Origin of the sequence: Burkholderia sp. Bp8986 (assembly GCF_003854225.1) — a bacterium.
In the GTDB taxonomy this organism is placed as follows: domain Bacteria; phylum Pseudomonadota; class Gammaproteobacteria; order Burkholderiales; family Burkholderiaceae; genus Burkholderia.
Map to the genome: position 1 here is coordinate 107,899 of NZ_QTQM01000016.1, position 17,966 is coordinate 125,864.

A 17,966-nucleotide genomic window follows, 5' to 3' on the forward strand; every position below is an offset into this window, starting at 1 on the left:
ATCGAGCGGACGCGATCGTCATGCACCGCGCACGACGATCGCGTGAACGCGGTACGGGCCGTGTGCGCCCAGCACGATGGTCTGCTCGATATCGCCGGTGCGCGACGGGCCCGATACGAAATTGACCGCGCGCGGCAATTCGCCGCGCTCCGCGCGAATCAGCGCGAATGCGTCTTCATGGCCCGCGACGATCCGCGACGCCGGCACGATCGCGATGTGGGTTTCCGGCAGCAGCCCGGCCGATGCATAGGTGTCGGGGCCGGACAGCAGCACCAGCGAGCCCGTTTCGGCGGTGGCGCAAAAGCAGCCGGTGAGGCCGACGAGATCGCCGTCGCGCGGCTTGCGGCATTCGACCGACAGGCCGGCGCCGGCCCAGTCGAGCTCGGCCAGCGTGCGCCATGCGACGGCCTGCATCGGCAAGCCGTGAGCGGAAAGATAGCGGGCAGCGGCGGCGGGCGCGTCGGCCAGCGTCGCGACTTCGTCGACCGTCGTCGACAGGCGCGCCGCTTCATCGACGAATGCGGCGACGAGGTCGGCCGGCATCGGCGGCCGCGGCCCCTCGGGATGGCGGGCGAGATAGTCGGCGACGCCGTCGCGCTCCGCTGCATCGGGTTCGGGCGCGCGTCCTTGCGCCGCGCGAATGCGTGCGAGGATCTGGCGACGGGCAGCGGAAGTGTCCATGAACGGTCCTCGTGACGTTGGCGTGCGATACCGTCGGATTATACCGGCCGCCCCCGCCGCGACGCACCTCGCCGGACGGCCGACGCTTGCTACGATGCGGCGTCGTCGGCCGGCTGCGCGATGCCGAACACCTGGCGCAGGTACGCGAGATACGCCTTGTCGTCGCACATGCTCTTGCCCGGCGTATCCGACAGCTTCGCGACCGGCTGCCCATTGCAGCGGACCATCTTGATCACGATCTGCAGCGGCACGTAACCGAGATCGTTCGTGAGGTTGGTGCCGACGCCGAACGCGAGCTTGCAGCGGCCGCGGAACCGTTCGTACAGCTGCATGACCTTCGGAATGTCGAGCGCGTCGGAGAACACGAGCACCTTGGTGCGCGGATCGCAGCGGTTCGCCTCGTAGTGGCGCAGCATGCGCTCGCCCCACTCGAACGGATCGCCTGAATCGTGGCGCGCGCCGTCGAACAGCTTGCAGAAGTACATGTCGAAGTCGTTCAGGAACGCGTCCATCCCGTAGACGTCCGACAGCGCGATCCCGAGGTCGCCGCGATACTCCTTCGCCCACATCTCGAAACCGTAGGTCTGCGAATCGCGCAGCCGCGGGCCGAGCGCCTGGCAGGCCTGCAGGTATTCGTGCGCCATCGTGCCGAGCGGCGTCAGGCCGTGCTTCATCGCGTAGAACACGTTGCTCGTGCCCGCGAACTGCGGTCCGAGCCCGTCGCGCAGCGTCAGCGCGACCTCTTCGTGCCAGACCTTCGAGAAGCGCCGGCGCGTGCCGTAGTCGGCGATCTTGCAGTCGGCGAACTCGGGCTTCGCGCCGAGCAGCTTGATCTTCTCGCCCAGCCGCTCGCGGCCTTCGCGATAGTCGGGCTCGCGCTGCGTGTTGCGGAAATAGACCTCGTTGACGATCGCGAGCACCGGGATCTCGAACAGGATCGTGTGCAGCCACGGCCCTTCGATCACGATGTCGATCTCGCCGTTGCCCTTCGGCGAAGGCGTGATCGAGATGTACTTCTCGTTCAGGTGGAACAGCGCGAGGAAGTCGACGAAGTCGCTCTTGATGAAGCGCATGCGCCGCAGGTAGTCGAGTTCGTCGTCGGTGAAGCGCAGCGCACACAGGCCGCGCACCTCGTCGCGGATCTCGTCGATGTACGGCACGAGATCGACGCCGGGCGTGCGACACCGGAACCGGTACTCGACGTTTGCGGCAGGAAAGTGATGCAGGACGACCTGCATCATCGTGAACTTGTAGAGATCCGTGTCGAGCAGCGAAGTGATGATCATGTTTACGGCACCGCCAATATCGTGACAGGGCCCCGGCGCACCGCGCGCCGCCCGGTCTGTCGGCCATGTTACCCGAATGCGGGCCCGACCATCGTGAAACCGCCCTGCCCGACGCGCCGGGCGCGCGGCCGCACGCACCGCGCCCGCCGCCAGCCCCATAAACTAATCACGAAACGATATAAGCCGGAAAGCCGACCACGCCATGCGGGTTTTGCGCTTCAGTTACAATGCCGCTTTTGGCGCACACGCCACCCCATATATACCGCCAAGCAGGAGCGTTTTAATGACTCACGTTGTGACCGAAGGCTGCATCAAGTGCAAATACACGGATTGCGTGGATGTGTGCCCGGTGGATTGCTTCCGTGAAGGTCCCAACTTTCTCGCCATCGATCCGGACGAGTGCATCGACTGCGCCGTGTGCGTCGCCGAGTGCCCGACCAATGCGATCTATGCCGAAGAAGACGTTCCGGGCGACCAGCAGCAGTTCACCGCGCTGAACGCCGAGCTGGCGAAGGACTGGCCGTCGATCACGAAGACCAAGCCGGCACCGGCCGACGCGGACGAGTGGAAGGACGTGCAGGACAAGCTGCACCTGCTCGAGCGCTGATCGCGCAGCGGCGCTGCAAAAATTTTTTGGTGCGCCGCCGCTCAAAAGTGTTGACAGGTTAGCGAACACTCCATACAATCTCGTTTCTCTGCTGTTGTTGTTTGTTCCCCGATAGCTCAGTCGGTAGAGCGCCGGACTGTTAATCCGTAGGTCCCTGGTTCGAGCCCAGGTCGGGGAGCCAGACAGCGAAAGGCCCGTCATTCGACGGGCCTTTTGTTTTTCCGGCGCCCGCCGGTCACCGCCGCGCATGCTAGAGTTTCTGTCCCGCATTCGCATCCGGTTCCGTCGATGAAGCACCGCCTCCTTTCCGCCGCGTCGCTCGCCCTTCTGCTCTCCGCCTTTGCCACCGCGCCGCTCGCGCACGCGGAGGAAGTCGGCAGCGTCAACACCCATTTCCGCGTGACGGGCTCCGACCGCGTGGTCGTCGAAGCGTACGACGATCCGCTCGTGACGGGCGTCACCTGCTACGTGTCGCGGGCGCGCACCGGCGGGATCAAGGGCACGCTCGGCGTCGCCGAGGATCCGAGCGAAGCGTCGATCGCGTGCCGGCAAGTCGGCCCGCTCAGCTTCAAGGAGCCGCTCAAGCAGCAGACCGACGTGTTCAGCGAACGGATGTCGTTCATCTTCAAGACGCTGCACGTCGTGCGCGTGGTCGACAAGAAGCGCAACACGCTCGTCTACCTGACCTACAGCGACCGCATCGTCAGCGGCAGCCCGAAGAACGCCGTGACCGCCGTGCCGATGCCGGCCGGCACGACGATTCCGGTCAAGTAAGCCCGCGCCGGCCGGGCGCGCGAGCGCTACACTGTCGATTCGACCGCCCTCGCGCCCGACCATGTCCGCCCTCCGCCTTCTTCCGGACTCCGCACGTTACTGGCGCACGCCGCTGCTGCCGGACGCGGATCTGCTCACCGCCACCTATCGCGACCACACGTTCGCGCCGCACTGGCACGACGCGTACACGATCCCCGTGATCCTCGAGGGGGCGGAGCGCTACACCTGTCACGGCAGCGGCCATGTCGCCGAAACCGGCACCGTGCCCGTGATCAATCCCGGCGAAGTGCACACCGGCTCGCGCGCGACCGACGAAGGCTGGTGCTATCGCGTGAGCTACGTGCCGGTCGACTACATTCGCGCGCTCGCGAGCGCGATCGCGGGGCGGCCGCAGGATGCGCCATGGTTCCCGTCCGACGTGATCCGCGACACCGATCTCGCGGCACGGCTCGCGCTGGCCCACCGGATGATGGAGGCCGGCAGCGAACGCATGCCGCCGTTCCACCCCCACGAGCAGCCGGCCGCCAATGATCCGGCCGCCGCGGCACCGCGCGTCTACGATCCGCTCGCCGCCGAAACGGCGATGCTCGATGCGCTGTCGACACTGATCGCGCGCCATGCCGACGCGCGGCTGCAACCGGCGGCGCTCGCGGCCGACGAACCGCGCGTCGACGCGATGCGCGAACGGCTCGCCGCCGATCTCACGGGCACGGTCACGCTCGACGACGTCGCGCAGGCCGCCGGCCTGTCGCCGTTTCACGCGGCGCGCCTGTTCACGCGCACGACCGGGATGCCGCCACATGCGTGGCGCAACCAGCTGCGGCTGCAGCGCGCGCTTGCGCCGTTGCGCGCGGGCGTGCCGATCGCCGATGTCGCCGCGGCCAGCGGCTTCGTCGACCAGAGTCACTTCACGCGGCATTTCAAACGAATGTTCGGCGTGCCGCCCGGACGCTGGCAGGCGCGCTGACGCCCTTCCCTGCATTCGACGACGGACGGCAACCCGCACGCACGCAGCGCCATCGGCACCCGCGCGGGCGCAAGAACATACAAGCCGCCGCCGCATCACCCCGCTATCCTCCATTTCATGGAGACGCGCCCCTTGAACCCCACACCCACACCTACGCCCCCGCCTCGCCGCCCGCTCAACGAGTGGCTCGACGGCGCACGCGACACGATCCCGATGATGATCGGCGCGGCACCGTTCGGCGTGATCTTCGGCACGCTCGTCGGCGGCGGCCCGCTCGCCGCATGGCACGGCGCGCTGATGTCGCTCGCGGTGTTCGCGGGCTCCGCGCAATTCATCGCGCTCGGCCTGATCGCGGGCAGCGCGAGCTTCGTCGTCGTTCTCGCGACGACGCTGATCGTGAACCTGCGTCACCTGCTGTACAGCGCGACGCTCGCGCCGTACGTCGCGCACCTGCCACTACGCTGGCGCGCGACGCTCGGCGCGCTGATGACCGACGAGGTGTTCGCGGTCGCCTACGCGCACTACCGCCACTTCCCGCCCGGCGCGATCGGCCCGCACTACTTCTTCGGCTCGGGCCTCGCGATGTACCTGAACTGGCAGGTCTGGACGCTCGCGGGCATCGGCTTCGGCGCGGCCTTCCCGGGCCTCCAGTCGCTCGGCCTCGATTTCGCGATGGCGGCCACCTTCATCGCGATCGTCGTCCCGCAGCTCGGCACGCTGCGCTATCTGGCGGCCGCCGCGACGGCCGGCACGCTCGCGTACTTCTGGCAGGGCTGGCCGTACAAGCTCGGGCTGCTGGGCGCGGTCGCCGCCGGCGTCGTGGTCGGCGTCGCGCTCACGCTGCTGCACGAGCGTTCGCGCACCGCTTCACGCACGGAGGCCGCATCGTGAGCTACGCGCTGCTGATCCTCGGGATGGCCGTGATCACCTATGCGATCCGGACGACGCTGTTCCTGTTCGGCGAGCGGCTGACCTTCCCGCCGCTCGTGCGGACCGCGCTCGGCTTCGTGCCCGTCACCGTGCTGACTGCGATCATCGTGCCGATGACCGTCTCGCCGCACGGCGGCACGGCCGAGCTGACCTGGCGCAATCCGCAGCTGGTCGGCGCGCTCGCCGCCGTGCTCGTGTCGGCGACGACACGCCGGCCGCTCGTGACGATCGCGGTCGGGCTCGCGGTGTTCTTCTTCTGGCAAGGGGTCGTGATGCCGCACTGGCTGCCGGCCTGAGCGGACCTCGCCGGCCGCGCTCAAGTTTCCGTCCGGCGCGCCGATATAGGAAGTGAAGACCCGCCATCGGCCTCGGCGCGAACCGGTCCGTCGACGCCGCGCCCGCACCGGTGCGCGATGTCGGCCGCCGGCCCGCGCGGGCCGCCATCGAGACGATTCATGGGCCAGATCACCCTTTCCCTCAAGGACGACACGCTTGCGTCCCTGCGCAAGGACTACGACGCGTTCGTGCGCGTGTCGCTGAAACTCGACCCGCAGTTCGCGACGCCGTCGTTCGAGGATTTCCTGCGCGCCAAGCTGCTCGACAACATGGTGCCGCTGACCGAGCACGCCGTGCAGCGGATGCTCGAGGGCGGCCAGTACGCGTGGGCGAAGCGCACGCTCGACAAGGAATTCCCGGACGTCGTCGCGATCCTGATGCGGCAGGCCGGCGAATTCGGCTTCGGCTTCGCGTCGCGCTCCGAATGGACGCCCGACGAGCTAGCGAAGGCGTGCCGCGACTGGGCCAAGGCGATCGTCGCCGAAGCGCAGGGCGATGCGTCGCTGGTCGATCCGCTCGCGGCGCAGATCAAGAGCGCGGTCCACGACATCCAGGCGCTCGAGGAATCGATGCAGACGCCCGCGTGGCGGCTCGCGGAATCGCTGCGCCAGCGCATCTACGAGGCGAAGCTCGCGTGCGAGATGAGCGTCGGCAGCGCCGCGCGCGACAAGCTCGGCGAACTGCGCGGCCTGCTGCGGCTCGGGCTCGCGCACGGCTCGTTCCAGAAACAGGAAGCGCAGCAGATCATGGAATATCTGCGGCTGCTGAAGCCCGAGATCTTCGTCGACGAGCCATACGACGTATTCACGCGGCTCGCCGCGTGGCTGCGCAGCGTATTTACCCCGTCCGCGGCACGACCGGCACACGGACCGGGGCCGGAGCAGCGCCGGCCGTGACGGCCCGCGTCCACGCATGAAGAACGGCCCGGTTCGCGCGAAGCGAACCGGGCCGCCGGTCGATCGCCGTCACGACGCGCCGTCCGGGGCGAGCGTCGTGCGACGTCGGGGTGCCGCTTACTGCGCGGCGCCCGAGGCCGATGCACCGCCCTGCACGCCGGCCGACGCACTGCCTTCGACCGCTTCGTCGCCCACCTTCGACTTCGCCGAGCCGGCGTGATGCTTGGCCGACTTCGCCGCATGCTTCGCGTGCTTCTTGGTCGAGTGGACCGACGACGCCGCCGTATCCTTCGCGCCGTCGGCTGCCGCGCCAACCGCATCGGTTGCGCCGCCGACCGCGTTGCCCGACGCATTCGCGCCGGCACCACCCTGCATACCCGCGTCTGCGCCTGCCCCCGCTGCCGGCGCCTGCGTCTGCACGCCGGCGCCTGCGGTGCCCTGCGCCGCGACGCCGGTCTGCGCGAATGCGGCCGAAGTGGCGAACGCCGTCAGCGCGGCACCAATCAGCATCGTACGAATCTTGGACATGACAATCCTCCTCAAGAAGTTGTGGGCGCGGAGCGCATCGATACGCTCCGTCGCGTCCCCTGCCGCGACACGCAGCAGGTACGATGAAAGACCCGCGGGCGGCACGGCCGGTTCTCGAATCTCTCAGACTGTTACCCACCGTTTCATTTGCTGACGAATCGCTCACAGTCCTTAACAGCTACGAGGCGCAAACATGCGCGCGCGGCCGCACTCGCGCGCGGGCCCGCAGTGCCGTATGATGCGGGGCGATTCCTCCCGCGCGTCGCGCGCCTCCTTCGTCATGCCCAACCTGGATTTCACGCTGACCGGCGAGTACGTCGAGCTGCACAACCTTCTCAAGATCACCGGCCTCGCCGACAGCGGCGGCACCGCGAAGATGTTCGTCGCGTCCGGCGCGGTGAAAGTCGACGGCGTGGTCGAACTGCGCAAGACCTGCAAGATCCGCGCGGGCCAGGTCGTGCTGTTCGGCGATACGCGGATCGCGGTTCACGACGCATAGCGGTTCCCCCTCACCGTGACATGGCCATCGGCGCGCGCGTTCGACACCGTTCGAATAAAGCCGTAAGCTAGCCGTCTCTCAAAATAAATACAGACAGCGCGGGCCCGCACCCGCGCGAGCGCCCATTCCATGTCGCATTCCGGTCTTACGCGGACGGCCGCCGCGCCGCCGTCGCTGTCCAGTCACGCCGCCGATACCGCGCGCCTCGCCGCGCCGCTCGCGATCGCACAACTCTCGCAAATGGCGATGAGCGTCACCGACACGGTGCTGCTCGGCTCGCTCGGCCCCGATTCGCTCGCGGCGGGCGGCCTCGGCGCGAACTTCTTCTTCGTCATCGTGACCGTGCTGCAGGGTGTGCTGTCGTCGGTCAGCGTGAGCGTCGCGCATGCGCGCGGCGCGCAGGCGGAACACCGCGTGCCGCACATCTACTGGACCGGCTTCGTGCTGTCCGTGCTGCTCGCGATTCCGGCGATCGTCGCGCTGTCGCTGTCCGAACCGATCCTGCTGATGTTCCACGAGCCGCCCACGCTCGCGCGTCACGTCGGCGAGTACACCGGCATCCTGCGGTTCGCGGCGCTCGGCAGCCTGATCGGCGTCGGGCTGATGCGCGCCTTCCTGCCCGCGATCGGCGCCGCACGGCGGCTGCTGTGGGTGTCGATCGGCGGCGTCGGCGTGAACGGCGTGCTGAACTACGGGCTGATCCACGGCGCCTTCGGCTTGCCGCGGCTCGGCTTCCTCGGCTCGGCGGTCGCGACGACCATCACCATCTGGCTCACCGCGCTCGCGCTGATCTGGCTGCTGCACGGCCGCCAGCGGTTCCGCCATTTCGTGACCGCCGCCCGCCCGAAACTGCCGATGATGGGCGAGCTGATCGGCATCGGCTGGCCGGTGGCGATCACGTACGGGGTCGAATCGACGCTGTTTCTCGCCACGGGCCTGACCATCGGCGTGCTCGGCGCGACGTCGCTTGCCGCGCACCAGATCGCACTGAACGTCGCGTCGGTGGCGTTCATGGTGCCGCTCGCGATCGGCCAGGCCGCCAACGTGCGGGTCGGCTACTGGGTCGGCGCCGGCCAGCCGGTCGCCGCGCGGCATGCGGGCTTCGTCGCGCTCGGCCTCGGCGTCGCGTTCATGTCGCTGTCGGGGCTGGTGCTGATCGTCGTGCCGCATGCGATCGTCGGCCTGTACCTCCAGCTCGACGATCCGGCCAACGCGGCGACCGTGTCGCTGGCCGCGTCGCTCCTCGGCATTGCCGCGGTGTTCCAGATCGTCGACGGCATGCAGACCGTCGGCTCGGGCGCGCTGCGCGGACTGCGCGATACGCGCATCCCGATGCTCGCGGCGACCCTCGGCTACTGGGGCATCGGCTTCCCGACCGGTTACTGGCTGGCGTTCCATGCAGGACTCGGCGCACGCGGCCTGTGGTGGGGGCTCGCGGCCGGCCTCGCGAGCGTCGCCGCGCTGATGGCCTGGCGCTTCCATCTGAAGAGCGCATCGCTCGTCGCATCGACGCGCTGAGCGCGACGACACGACGCAAAATCGCGGCCGGCGCTATGCTTGTCGGTTGAAGACCCAACGCGTCGCGCCAGCGGCGCGACTGCCTCACGATACGCCAGACGCCGCGCGACGCGCGGCCTTTCCCCTTCCCAAGAGGAGTGCATCATGAACGAAGCAGTTCGGATGGAACGCGACACGTTCGGCGAGATCGCCGTGCCGGCCAACCGGCTCTGGGGCGCGCAGACGGAACGCTCGCTGCAGAATTTCCGGATCTCGACCGAGAAGCAGTCGCCCGAGCTGATCCACGCGCTCGCGATCGTCAAGCGCGCCGCGGCCGCCGTGAACCAGTCGCTCGGCGTGCTGGCCGACGACAAGGCGCGCGCGATCATCGACGCGGCCGACGAGATCATCGCGGGCAAGCATCCGCGCGAATTCCCGCTCGCCGTATGGCAGACGGGCTCCGGCACGCAGACCAACATGAACCTCAACGAGGTGATCGCGAACCGGGCGAGCGAACTGCTCGGCGGCGAGCGCGGCGAAGCACGCAAGGTCCACCCGAACGACGACGTGAACCGCGGCCAGTCGTCGAACGACGTGTTCCCGACCGCGATGCACGTCGCGGCCGCGTACGCGATCGTCAACCATCTGCTGCCCGCGCTGCGCACGCTGCGCGCGACGCTCGACGCGAAGTCGAAGGCCTTCGCCGATATCGTGAAGATCGGCCGCACGCACCTGCAGGACGCGACGCCGCTCACGCTCGGGCAGGAATTTTCCGGTTACGTCGCGCAGCTCGACCAGGGCATTCGGCACGTCGAATCGGCGCTGCCGCACCTGTACGAACTCGCGCTCGGCGGCACTGCCGTCGGCACCGGGCTGAACGCGCATCCGGAGTTCGCGGTGCGCGTCGCCGACGAGATCGGCCGGCTGACGACGCTGCCGTTCGTGACCGCGCCGAGCAAGTTCGAGGTGATGGCGGCCGCCGACGCGCTGGTGTTCGCGCACGGCGCGCTGAAGACGGTCGCGGCCGGCCTGATGAAGATCGCCAACGACGTCCGCTGGCTCGCGAGCGGGCCGCGCTGCGGGCTCGGCGAACTGTCGATTCCGGAAAACGAGCCGGGCAGCTCGATCATGCCGGGCAAGGTGAACCCGACGCAGTCGGAAGCCGTGACGATGCTGTGCTGCCAGGTGTTCGGCAACGACGTCGCGGTGAACGTCGGCGGCGCGAGCGGCAACTTCGAGCTGAACGTGTTCCGCCCGATGATCGCGCACAACGTGCTGCAGTCGGTGCGGCTGCTCGCCGACGGCGCGCAGAGCTTCAACGACCACTGCGCGGCGGGCATCGAGCCGAACCGCGCGCGCATCGATCTGCTGCTGAACGAATCGCTGATGCTCGTGACGGCGCTCAACCCGCATATCGGCTACGACAAGGCCGCGCAGATCGCGAAGAAGGCGCACAAGGAAGGCACGACGCTGAAGGCTGCCGCGCTTGCGCTCGGCTACCTGACCGAGGCGGAATTCGACGCGTGGGTGCGCCCCGAGGAAATGATCGGATCGCGGTAATCGCGGGGGCGACGCGATGATGCGACGGGCGCGGCGCGAACGCCGCGCCCGTTGTCGTCAGACGGTGCCCTTCGCCACTTCCTCGGGCTTCATCTCGACGATCTTGTCGAGCGCGGCGCGCACGTCGGCCGCATACTTCGCGAGCACCTTCTGCTCGTCGGTCTCGGGCACGAACGGCGGCACCGGCACCGGGTTGCCGTTCTCGTCGACGGCGACGAACACGACGAGGCAGTCGGTCGTCTGGCGCAGCACGCCGCCCTTCGGATCGCCGGCGTGCACGGACACATGGATGTGCATGCTGGTGCGGCCCGTCGCGACGACGCGCGCCTTCAGCTCGACCAGGTTGCCGACGAGGATCGGACGCTGGAAGCGGATATTGCCGACGCTGACCGTCACGCAATAGCGGCTCGACCAGACCGCCGCGCACGCATACGCGACCTCGTCGATCCACTTCATCAGCGCGCCGCCATGCACCTTGCCGCCGAAGTTCACGGACGACGGCTCGGCGAGGAAGCGGAATACGGTTTCGGTGCGGTCGAGGGCGGCCGGTACGGGGGATGGTTGGGACATCGTGGTAGCTCCAGGCGGCGGGGGTACGGCACTCGGCGCATTATACGTTGCACTGCGGCAACACGTCGCAGCGCCCGCCGCACGGCCGGCCGCGGCCGTGCGCCGAACCGGCATCGGCACTGGCGATCGACGTCCGTCAGCGGCGCACCGTGATGCCCTGATCGATCGTCCCGTACATCTCGAGGCTGCCGCCCCGCTCGCCGGCGGCGCCTGCACCGCCCTGCGCACAGGCCGCGCAAAGGAACGCGGCGGCCAACAGGCAGAAAATCGTCTTCATCGTTGCATCGTGTCGCATCCGGCGGCCCACTGCCGCCGCGTCCGGCCATTCTACGCGTGCGCGGCCGGCGACCGCGGGTCGCGCACCGCCCCGCCGCATCCGACATTTCACCCGAACACGAAACATCGAATGTGCGCAGCACCTACACTGCAGTCATTCCGCCTGACGAGACACGACGATGACCGATCAAGACGACCACCACTTTCCGGGCCTGAGCCGAATCGGAGCCCTGATCGCCGATCCGGGGCGCGCCGCGATGCTGTGGGTGCTGATGGACGGCAGCGCGCGGCCGGCCGGCGAACTGACGATGATCGCGGGGCTGTCGCCGTCCGCGGCGAGCGCGCACCTCGCGCGCCTGACCGAAGGCGGCCTGCTCGCGCTCGACGTGCGCGGCCGGCACCGCTACTACCGGCTCGCGTCGGCCGACATCGCGGCGTCGCTCGAGGCGCTCGCGAACGTGGCCCGCGCGGCCGCGCCGAACCGTCCGGTGCCGCCGCCGTCGCGCGCGGTGCCGGCCGAACTGCGCTACGCGCGCACCTGCTACGACCACATGGCCGGCGAACTCGCGGTCCGCATCTTCGACGGGCTCACCGCACGCGGCTGGCTGCAGGCGGACGGCGACGCGATCGAAGCCACCGAGCTCGGCACCCGGGCGCTCGCGCACTGGGGCATCGACGTCGCGCAGCAGCGCATGCGCCGCCGCCGCTTCGCATGCGGCTGCCTCGACTGGAGCGAGCGCCGCCCCCATCTCGGCGGCGCGCTCGGCGCGGCACTGCTCGACAGCTTCTGCGCCCACGGCTGGATCGAGCGCACCGCACGGCCGCGCGTGCTGCGCGTCACCGTGCCCGGACAGCAGGTTTTCGACGACTGGCTTACGTCCGCTTGACGCGTACATTGCGACGGGACGACAACGGCGCGCGATGGACAGGTTTTGTTACATCGCGTGCCATCCGACTTACAAAACACCGAGCACTGAAACAGGCCGAGCGGATATCGTGAATTCAACGGCACGAATCGACGCGCCGCGATAACGACGAAGACGCTCATCATGGCTTCCCTGTTCACGCTCAAGCGAACCGCCCGCTGCTCGCTGCTCGCGTTCGCCGCGCTGGCGACCGTGCCCACCGCATTCGCGCAAACGACCGAGGCCGCCGCGTATGCGGCCGCCGCCCGGCAACCGGGCGGCGATCCGCCGAGCCGCGTCGCGCGGCTCAACTACAAGTCGGGTGTCGTGACGACGGAGCCCGCCGGCACCGATACGTGGTCGTACGCCGCCGTGAACCGGCCGCTGACGACCGGCGACCAGTTGTGGAACGATGCCGGCGCGCGCTCGGAACTGCACATCGGCTCGACCGCGGTGCGACTCGGCGAATCGACGAGCCTGTCGGTGCTGAACCTCGACGACACCACGACGCAGCTGAAGGTCGGGCTCGGCACCGTATCGACGCACGTGCGCGATCTGCCGTCCGGCGGGTCGTACGAAATCGACACGCCCAATCTCGCGCTCGGCATCTCGGGCCCGGGCGACTATCGCGTCGACGTCGCGCCGAATGGCGCAAGCACGACGGTCACCGTGCGCAGCGGCAGCGCGACCGTCTACGGCAGCAACGGGCAGTATCCGCTGTCGCCCGGACAGCAGGTCGTGTTCACCGGCACCGACCTGCAGGTCGCGCAGCAATCGGCCGCGCCGGCTCCCGATGCGCTCGACCAGTGGGCCGCCGGCCGCGATGCGGCCGAGCAGCGCTCGGTGTCGGCCCGCTACGTATCGCGCGACGTGCCCGGCTATCAGGATCTCGACGCGAACGGCACGTGGCGCGAAACCCCGAATTACGGCGAGGTCTGGGTGCCGAACGACACGCCCGCCGACTGGGCGCCGTATCACGACGGTCACTGGATCTGGCAGGCGCCGTGGGGCTGGACCTGGGTCGATGATGCGCCGTGGGGCTTCGCGCCGTATCACTACGGCCGCTGGGCCTATGTCGACGACAGCTGGGCGTGGGTGCCCGGCCCGATGGTCGTCAGCCAGCCGCCCGTCTACGCGCCGGCGCTCGTCGCCTTCGTGGGCGGCGGCGGCGGTCCCGACTGGAGCGTCGCGCTGACGGTCGGCGGCGTCGCGGCGGCCGGCTGCGCATGGTTCGCACTTGGTCCGGGCGAACCCTGGCATCCCGGCTGGGGCGGCTGGAGCCCGCATTACTACGATCGCGTGAACCGGAACATCGTGGTCAACAACGTGACGGTCAACAAGACCGTGAACATGACGAACATCACCAACATCACGAACATCAACAAGACGTACGTGAATTTCCGCGCGCCGCATGCGATCACGGCCGTGCCGGCGTCCGCGTTCGTGCACGGCCAGCCGGTCGCGCACTTCGCGCAACGCGTCGATCCGCAGCAGTGGCGCAACGCGCACGTGATGCCGGGCACGCCCGGCATTGCGCCGGTACGCCAGAGCTTGACCGGCGGACTGCGCACGGCCAGCTACCGTCCGCCGGCGGCGCTCGGACAGCACACGTTCGTCGCGACGCGCAATCCGGCCGTGCCGGCCGCCTATCGTGACCAGGCGGCCGCGCATCTCGCCCGGCAGGGCCAGCACGTGCCGGGTGCAGGCGCACCGGTCGCGAGGACGAGCGTGCCGGCCGACTACCAGGCGCGCCCGGTCCGCGTTCCGGGCAACCCGAAAGCCGGTGCGTGGGCGATGCGCAACGTGCAGCTCGTGAATCCGCACGGTCCCGTCGTGCAACCGGCGCACGCACCACGCGACGGCCAGCCGGCACCGGCCCAGGTCGCGCGGCCTGGTGCGCCGATGCCGGTCGTGGCGAACGGCGCACGACCGATGAACGGCGAAGCCCCCAATGCGCCGCGCTTCGCCAACGGTGCGATGCCGCAGGCGCCGGGCCATCCGGCTCCGCATCAGGCGTTGAGTCCCGGAAATGGCGTCCCGCATCCGCCGGCGGCCGCCAACGAGCCGGCCGGGCGCGACAACACGCATGCGGCCGCGGCGCCCGCGCCCGCGTGGATGCAGCCGCACACGCCGATGGAGCGTCAGCGCCCGACGCCGCCGACGGCACTCCACGCAGCCGGACAGAACGCGCTGCCGCCCGTGCGCAGCGCGGCGCCGGTCCCGCATCCGGAAGCCACGCCCGGTACGCAGCCCGGCCGTCGGCAGGAAACGCCGCGCGCGTTGCCGCAACCGCGACTCGACATGACCGCGCAGATTCCGCAGCAGCGTCCGCGCCCCGATTTCGCGGCACCGGCCCAGCATGCGCAGCCGCGGCCCGAGCGGACCGCTCCGGCACCGCAACCGCGCCCCGAATTCGCGCAACCGGCACCGCGCCGCGAAGTCGCGCCGGCGCACGTGAACGAGTACCGTCCGCCCGCGCCCGCCGTGCATGACATGCCGCGACCGCAGCCGCAGGCCCCGCGCATGGAGCCGCGGCCGTCGATGCCCGCGCCGCACATGGAACCGCGGCCGTCCATGCCCGCGCCGCGCATGGAACCGCGGCCGCAACCGGCGCCGCACGTCGAGGCGCCCCACCCGGGCAATCCGCCGCCCGGCGGCCACGACGAGCGGCGCCACCAGTAATCCGACCGCTGAAACGGCAAGGCCCGACCCGGCGAATGCCGGTCGGGCCTTCTTCATGCTGCCTGGCGCGGGTCGCCTCACCCGCCGCCGTCGCAGGCCGGGCTCAGACCGCCATCGGCGCGGTCAGCGGCTCATGGTGACGGTAGCCGACAAGCGAGAAATCCGACGGCTCGATCTGCTCGAGCCATTCGGGCGCATAAACACCGGTCTTCGCATAGTCCGGCACGCGCTCGGCAATTTCGAGCCGCGGGCTGTCGTACGGCTCGCGCGTGAGCTGCTGCTGCAGCATGTCGAGCTGGTTCTCGTAGATGTGCGCGTCACCGATGAAGTACGTGAACCAGCGCGGCGTGTAGCCCGTCAGCCGGCCGACGAGCGACAGCAGCGCGGCCCCTTCCGTCAGGTTGAACGGCGTGCCGAGCCCGACATCGTTGCTGCGGATGTACAGGCACAGCGAAATCTCGCGCTTCGTGACGTTCGGCAGGAACTGGTACAGCAGATGGCAGGCGGGCAGCGCGATCTGGTCGAGTACGGCCGGATTCCATGCGTGAAACAGGATGCGGCGGTCGGCCGGGTTCTCCATGATCGTGTCGAGACACTGGCGCAGCTGGTCGATTGCCTTGTACAGCAGCACCTTCGGCACCCCGTCCTCGTCGAAACGCGTGACGATCCGGAAACCGCGGCGCGTCGCGTCGGCGATCTGCGCCTCGGCGCCCGCGTCGAGCACCTTGTAGCCGGGCCACTGGCGCCATTGCACGCCGTACACGTCACCCAGATCGTCGACGCCCTGGCGGTACGGGTTCGCGAGCCACTGTGCGTTGTCGTTCGCGTTCGCGTCCCACACCTTGCAGCCGAGCGCGCGGAAATCGGCCGCGCTGCGCGATGCGCGCAGGAAACCGACCAGTTCGCCGATCGCGGACTTGAACGCGAGCTTCTTGGTCGTGACCGCCGGGAAACCTTGCTGCAGGTCGAACCGCAGCATCGCACCGGGCATGCTGATGGTGCGGATGCCCGTGCGGTTCTCCTGCCAGGTGCCGGTGTCAAGGATGGTGCGAACGAGGTCGAGGTACTGTTTCATGCGGGTTCCTTCGGCCGCGAGGGCGACCGTTACCCGCCAATTCTAGCAAGCGTGATGCTGAACCTCCGGCAACGGTGCCGAAAACCCGCCCAGCGGGTCGCCGCGATCGCGCATGCCATGCGCGCACATCAGCCTGTACAGCGTGACGCGCGACACGCCCAGTTCGCGCGCCGCGTCGGCAAACCGGCCGCGGTGACGCAGCAGCGCCTGCTCGATCACCTGCCGTTCGGCCGCTTCGCGCGCCTCGGTGAGCGAGACGGGCGCCAGTACCGCGAATTCGTTGAGTTCGAGATCGGCCGCGGTAATCATCCGGCCCTCCGACATCACGATCGCGCGGCGCACGCGATTGATCAGCTCGCGCACGTTGCCCGGCCACGAATAGCCGTACAGCGCGGCGATCGCGTCCGGCGAGAAGCCGCGCAGGCGGCGATGCGCATCCCCCTTGAAACGCTCGAGCATGTGGCGCGCCAGCAGTTCGATATCCTTGCCGCGTGCGCGCAGCGGCGGCTCCTCGATCTTCAACACGCACAGCCGATGAAACAGGTCTTCGCGGAACCGCCCTTCGCGCAGCGCCGCTTCCATGTCCACGTGCGTCGCACAGATCACGCGCACGTCGACCGGCACCGATACATGCGCGCCGAGCCGTTCGATCTTGCCTTCCTGCAGGAACCGCAGCAGGCTCGCCTGGCTCTCGAGCGGCAGGTCGCCGATCTCGTCGAGAAACAGCGTGCCGCCGTTCGCGGCCTCGACCCTGCCGATCTTGCGCTGGTTCGCGCCCGTAAACGCGCCGCGCTCATAGCCGAACAGTTCGGCCTGGAGCAGCGTCGACGGAATCGCACCGCAATTGATCGCGACGAACGGCGCTTGCGCGCGCGCCGAGCGCTCGTGGATCGCCACGGCCGTCAGTTCCTTGCCGGTACCCGATTCGCCGGAGATGAACACCGGCGCATCGGTCGTCGCCACGCGCCGGATCGTCCTGAACAGCCCGAGTATCGCGTCGCAGGTGCCGACCATCTCGCCTTCGGCGCGTCCGGCACCGACGGGTGCGGCTACCGGCTCGGTCAGCGCGATCATGCCGTGCGCGTGGCCGATGGTCTCGACGATGCGCGCCGCCTCGTACGGCATCGTGACGTAGTCGAAGCAATAGTCACGAATGAGATGCCGCAGCGTCGCGTCCTGCAATTGGCCGCGCCGGGTCGCCGCGATCCAGCCGATGTGCTGGATGCTCAGACACGCTTCGAGTTCGCGCAGATCCGCGGGCCGAAAACCCGGCGAGAAATCGAGCAGGCCGGCCGTTGCCACGCCGTGCTGCACGACACGCCGCACGTCGCGTGCGCTTTCCGCAAGATCGACGCGCCACCCGCATTCGTCGAAATGCCCGCGCAACGCGTCGTTCGGCTCGCGCGAGAAGTAGATCACATGCCGCTGCTCGGCTCCCATATGCTCACCCCGTTCATCAACCGTCTAACGATTGCCGTACACGCCAAGTCGCGTGCAAAAGGATCGAACCGGGTCAGCCGAAGCGGCTCGATTCGCCATGCCGATGCGCGGCGACGACAGGCCTCGCATGATGGCGCTCATCTCGCGTCCAGTTATTTTTTTGATCAAGACAGCTTAGTTATAGGCGCCGAATACGACAAACCGATTGCAGCGCGGATGAGCGAACGGTCGAATCGCTCAGTGGTCGACGTTGATCAATCATCTGCACATAGAAACGCGCAGCGACGCGTACCTGCATCGACACACGCGCAAATTTTCATCCTTGAAGCGTATCGATTGAATCCGCAGTATTCCCGAGCCCCCTCGTTTCACGCCTGAAACATTTCCCGGCGTTTTCGATCGCAAGTCACGACGCTTCCCCGCAAATCGCAGACGCGGCAATGCGCTTCGCCCGATG

At 68.7% G+C, this 17,966-nt stretch carries 19 protein-coding genes and 1 tRNA gene; 13 read left to right on the forward strand and 7 right to left on the reverse strand.

Features of this window, described 5'->3' with window-relative positions:
• Positions 1 to 18 precede the first annotated feature (18 nt).
• Both DID99_RS16855 and pncB read right to left on the reverse strand, forming a co-directional pair.
• Entirely contained in the window at positions 19 to 681 is a 663-nt protein-coding gene (locus DID99_RS16855; protein WP_059523763.1) for a lactate utilization protein C, read from the reverse strand.
• 89 nt (positions 682 to 770) lie between these two features.
• Positions 771 to 1,967, reverse strand: a complete 1,197-nt coding sequence (gene pncB / locus DID99_RS16860; RefSeq protein WP_124521381.1) for a nicotinate phosphoribosyltransferase — start codon at positions 1,965 to 1,967, stop codon at positions 771 to 773.
• Between the two features lie 283 nt (positions 1,968 to 2,250).
• Between pncB and fdxA the strand changes: the two genes are divergently transcribed.
• The 7 genes from fdxA to DID99_RS16900 all read left to right on the forward strand — a co-directional run bounded on the left by fdxA (position 2,251) and on the right by DID99_RS16900 (position 6,477).
• The gene (gene fdxA, locus DID99_RS16870; protein ID WP_011351384.1) at positions 2,251 to 2,574 is read left to right on the forward strand and encodes a ferredoxin FdxA; all 324 of its coding nucleotides are present in this window, start codon (positions 2,251 to 2,253) and stop codon (positions 2,572 to 2,574) included.
• Between the two features lie 105 nt (positions 2,575 to 2,679).
• Positions 2,680 to 2,755 (forward strand) — tRNA-Asn (locus tag DID99_RS16875).
• Between the two features lie 107 nt (positions 2,756 to 2,862).
• The gene (locus DID99_RS16880) at positions 2,863 to 3,348 is read left to right on the forward strand and encodes a CreA family protein (RefSeq protein WP_044844793.1); all 486 of its coding nucleotides are present in this window, start codon (positions 2,863 to 2,865) and stop codon (positions 3,346 to 3,348) included.
• A 61-nt stretch (positions 3,349 to 3,409) separates the two neighbouring features.
• The gene (locus DID99_RS16885; RefSeq protein WP_124667187.1) at positions 3,410 to 4,315 is read left to right on the forward strand and encodes an AraC family transcriptional regulator; all 906 of its coding nucleotides are present in this window, start codon (positions 3,410 to 3,412) and stop codon (positions 4,313 to 4,315) included.
• Between the two features lie 117 nt (positions 4,316 to 4,432).
• Positions 4,433 to 5,206, forward strand: a complete 774-nt coding sequence (locus DID99_RS16890; RefSeq protein WP_044844795.1) for an AzlC family ABC transporter permease — start codon at positions 4,433 to 4,435, stop codon at positions 5,204 to 5,206.
• Positions 5,203 to 5,541 carry an AzlD domain-containing protein gene (locus DID99_RS16895; protein ID WP_044844796.1) on the forward strand — a complete coding sequence of 113 codons (339 nt, stop codon included), beginning with the start codon at positions 5,203 to 5,205 and terminating at the stop codon, positions 5,539 to 5,541. Before DID99_RS16890 ends, DID99_RS16895 begins: the two co-directional genes overlap by 4 nt.
• Positions 5,542 to 5,700: 159 nt before the next feature.
• On the forward strand, positions 5,701 to 6,477 hold the full coding sequence (locus DID99_RS16900) for a DUF4088 family protein (protein WP_044844797.1): 777 nt from the start codon (positions 5,701 to 5,703) through the stop codon (positions 6,475 to 6,477).
• A 117-nt stretch (positions 6,478 to 6,594) separates the two neighbouring features.
• Here DID99_RS16900 and DID99_RS16905 read toward each other — a convergent pair whose 3' ends face one another.
• Positions 6,595 to 7,005, reverse strand: a complete 411-nt coding sequence (locus tag DID99_RS16905; RefSeq protein ID WP_124487477.1) for a hypothetical protein — start codon at positions 7,003 to 7,005, stop codon at positions 6,595 to 6,597.
• A 280-nt stretch (positions 7,006 to 7,285) separates the two neighbouring features.
• Between DID99_RS16905 and DID99_RS16910 the strand changes: the two genes are divergently transcribed.
• From DID99_RS16910 to fumC, 3 genes are all read left to right on the forward strand, one after another.
• Positions 7,286 to 7,504, forward strand: a complete 219-nt coding sequence (locus tag DID99_RS16910; RefSeq protein WP_006753074.1) for an RNA-binding S4 domain-containing protein — start codon at positions 7,286 to 7,288, stop codon at positions 7,502 to 7,504.
• Between the two features lie 129 nt (positions 7,505 to 7,633).
• On the forward strand, positions 7,634 to 9,022 hold the full coding sequence (gene norM, locus DID99_RS16915) for a multidrug efflux MATE transporter NorM (RefSeq protein ID WP_124487478.1): 1,389 nt from the start codon (positions 7,634 to 7,636) through the stop codon (positions 9,020 to 9,022).
• Between the two features lie 144 nt (positions 9,023 to 9,166).
• Positions 9,167 to 10,561, forward strand: coding sequence for a class II fumarate hydratase (fumC, locus tag DID99_RS16920; RefSeq protein ID WP_044844800.1), 1,395 nt, complete (start codon positions 9,167 to 9,169; stop codon positions 10,559 to 10,561).
• Positions 10,562 to 10,618: 57 nt separating this feature from the next.
• On the opposite strand, the gene DID99_RS16925 is transcribed toward fumC, so the two are convergent.
• Both DID99_RS16925 and DID99_RS37300 read right to left on the reverse strand, forming a co-directional pair.
• Positions 10,619 to 11,131: an acyl-CoA thioesterase gene (locus DID99_RS16925; RefSeq protein ID WP_014897688.1), complete on the reverse strand. Its 513-nt coding sequence runs from the start codon at positions 11,129 to 11,131 to the stop codon at positions 10,619 to 10,621.
• A 136-nt stretch (positions 11,132 to 11,267) separates the two neighbouring features.
• Complete coding sequence (locus DID99_RS37300; RefSeq protein WP_185500387.1) at positions 11,268 to 11,408, reverse strand: hypothetical protein; 141 nt, start codon at positions 11,406 to 11,408, stop codon at positions 11,268 to 11,270.
• Between the two features lie 178 nt (positions 11,409 to 11,586).
• Between DID99_RS37300 and DID99_RS16930 the strand changes: the two genes are divergently transcribed.
• Entirely contained in the window at positions 11,587 to 12,294 is a 708-nt protein-coding gene (locus DID99_RS16930; protein ID WP_124571085.1) for a helix-turn-helix transcriptional regulator, read from the forward strand.
• A gap of 162 nt (positions 12,295 to 12,456) precedes the next feature.
• Positions 12,457 to 14,994 (forward strand): DUF6600 domain-containing protein, encoded by a 2,538-nt coding sequence (locus tag DID99_RS16935; RefSeq protein ID WP_124667188.1) that lies wholly within the window; start codon positions 12,457 to 12,459, stop codon positions 14,992 to 14,994.
• Between the two features lie 103 nt (positions 14,995 to 15,097).
• Here DID99_RS16935 and DID99_RS16940 read toward each other — a convergent pair whose 3' ends face one another.
• Both DID99_RS16940 and DID99_RS16945 read right to left on the reverse strand, forming a co-directional pair.
• The gene (locus DID99_RS16940; RefSeq protein ID WP_044844804.1) at positions 15,098 to 16,069 is read right to left on the reverse strand and encodes a thymidylate synthase; all 972 of its coding nucleotides are present in this window, start codon (positions 16,067 to 16,069) and stop codon (positions 15,098 to 15,100) included.
• Positions 16,070 to 16,111: 42 nt separating this feature from the next.
• Entirely contained in the window at positions 16,112 to 17,509 is a 1,398-nt protein-coding gene (locus DID99_RS16945) for a sigma-54 dependent transcriptional regulator (RefSeq protein ID WP_124487481.1), read from the reverse strand.
• On the opposite strand from DID99_RS16945, the gene DID99_RS37305 reads away from it, so the two are divergent.
• Positions 17,489 to 17,887, forward strand: a complete 399-nt coding sequence (locus tag DID99_RS37305; RefSeq protein WP_185641329.1) for a hypothetical protein — start codon at positions 17,489 to 17,491, stop codon at positions 17,885 to 17,887. The genes DID99_RS16945 and DID99_RS37305 overlap by 21 nt on opposite strands.
• Positions 17,888 to 17,966: the final 79 nt, after the last annotated feature.

Bases quoted from the DNA above. Each gene is read 5' to 3' on its own strand.
- DID99_RS16855 (WP_059523763.1), bottom strand. From the start codon at position 681: ATGGACACTTCCGCTGCCCGTCGCCAGATCCTCGCACGCATTCGCGCG.
- pncB (WP_124521381.1), bottom strand. From the start codon at position 1,967: ATGATCATCACTTCGCTGCTCGACACGGATCTCTACAAGTTCACGATG.
- fdxA (WP_011351384.1), top strand. From the start codon at position 2,251: ATGACTCACGTTGTGACCGAAGGCTGCATCAAGTGCAAATACACGGAT.
- DID99_RS16880 (WP_044844793.1), top strand. From the start codon at position 2,863: ATGAAGCACCGCCTCCTTTCCGCCGCGTCGCTCGCCCTTCTGCTCTCC.
- DID99_RS16885 (WP_124667187.1), top strand. From the start codon at position 3,410: ATGTCCGCCCTCCGCCTTCTTCCGGACTCCGCACGTTACTGGCGCACG.
- DID99_RS16890 (WP_044844795.1), top strand. From the start codon at position 4,433: ATGGAGACGCGCCCCTTGAACCCCACACCCACACCTACGCCCCCGCCT.
- DID99_RS16900 (WP_044844797.1), top strand. From the start codon at position 5,701: ATGGGCCAGATCACCCTTTCCCTCAAGGACGACACGCTTGCGTCCCTG.
- DID99_RS16905 (WP_124487477.1), bottom strand. From the start codon at position 7,005: ATGTCCAAGATTCGTACGATGCTGATTGGTGCCGCGCTGACGGCGTTC.
- DID99_RS16910 (WP_006753074.1), top strand. From the start codon at position 7,286: ATGCCCAACCTGGATTTCACGCTGACCGGCGAGTACGTCGAGCTGCAC.
- norM (WP_124487478.1), top strand. From the start codon at position 7,634: ATGTCGCATTCCGGTCTTACGCGGACGGCCGCCGCGCCGCCGTCGCTG.
- fumC (WP_044844800.1), top strand. From the start codon at position 9,167: ATGAACGAAGCAGTTCGGATGGAACGCGACACGTTCGGCGAGATCGCC.
- DID99_RS16925 (WP_014897688.1), bottom strand. From the start codon at position 11,131: ATGTCCCAACCATCCCCCGTACCGGCCGCCCTCGACCGCACCGAAACC.
- DID99_RS37300 (WP_185500387.1), bottom strand. From the start codon at position 11,408: ATGAAGACGATTTTCTGCCTGTTGGCCGCCGCGTTCCTTTGCGCGGCC.
- DID99_RS16930 (WP_124571085.1), top strand. From the start codon at position 11,587: ATGACCGATCAAGACGACCACCACTTTCCGGGCCTGAGCCGAATCGGA.
- DID99_RS16935 (WP_124667188.1), top strand. From the start codon at position 12,457: ATGGCTTCCCTGTTCACGCTCAAGCGAACCGCCCGCTGCTCGCTGCTC.
- DID99_RS16940 (WP_044844804.1), bottom strand. From the start codon at position 16,069: ATGAAACAGTACCTCGACCTCGTTCGCACCATCCTTGACACCGGCACC.
- DID99_RS37305 (WP_185641329.1), top strand. From the start codon at position 17,489: ATGCCGCTGCTCGGCTCCCATATGCTCACCCCGTTCATCAACCGTCTA.
- DID99_RS16945 (WP_124487481.1), bottom strand. From the start codon at position 17,509: ATGGGAGCCGAGCAGCGGCATGTGATCTACTTCTCGCGCGAGCCGAAC.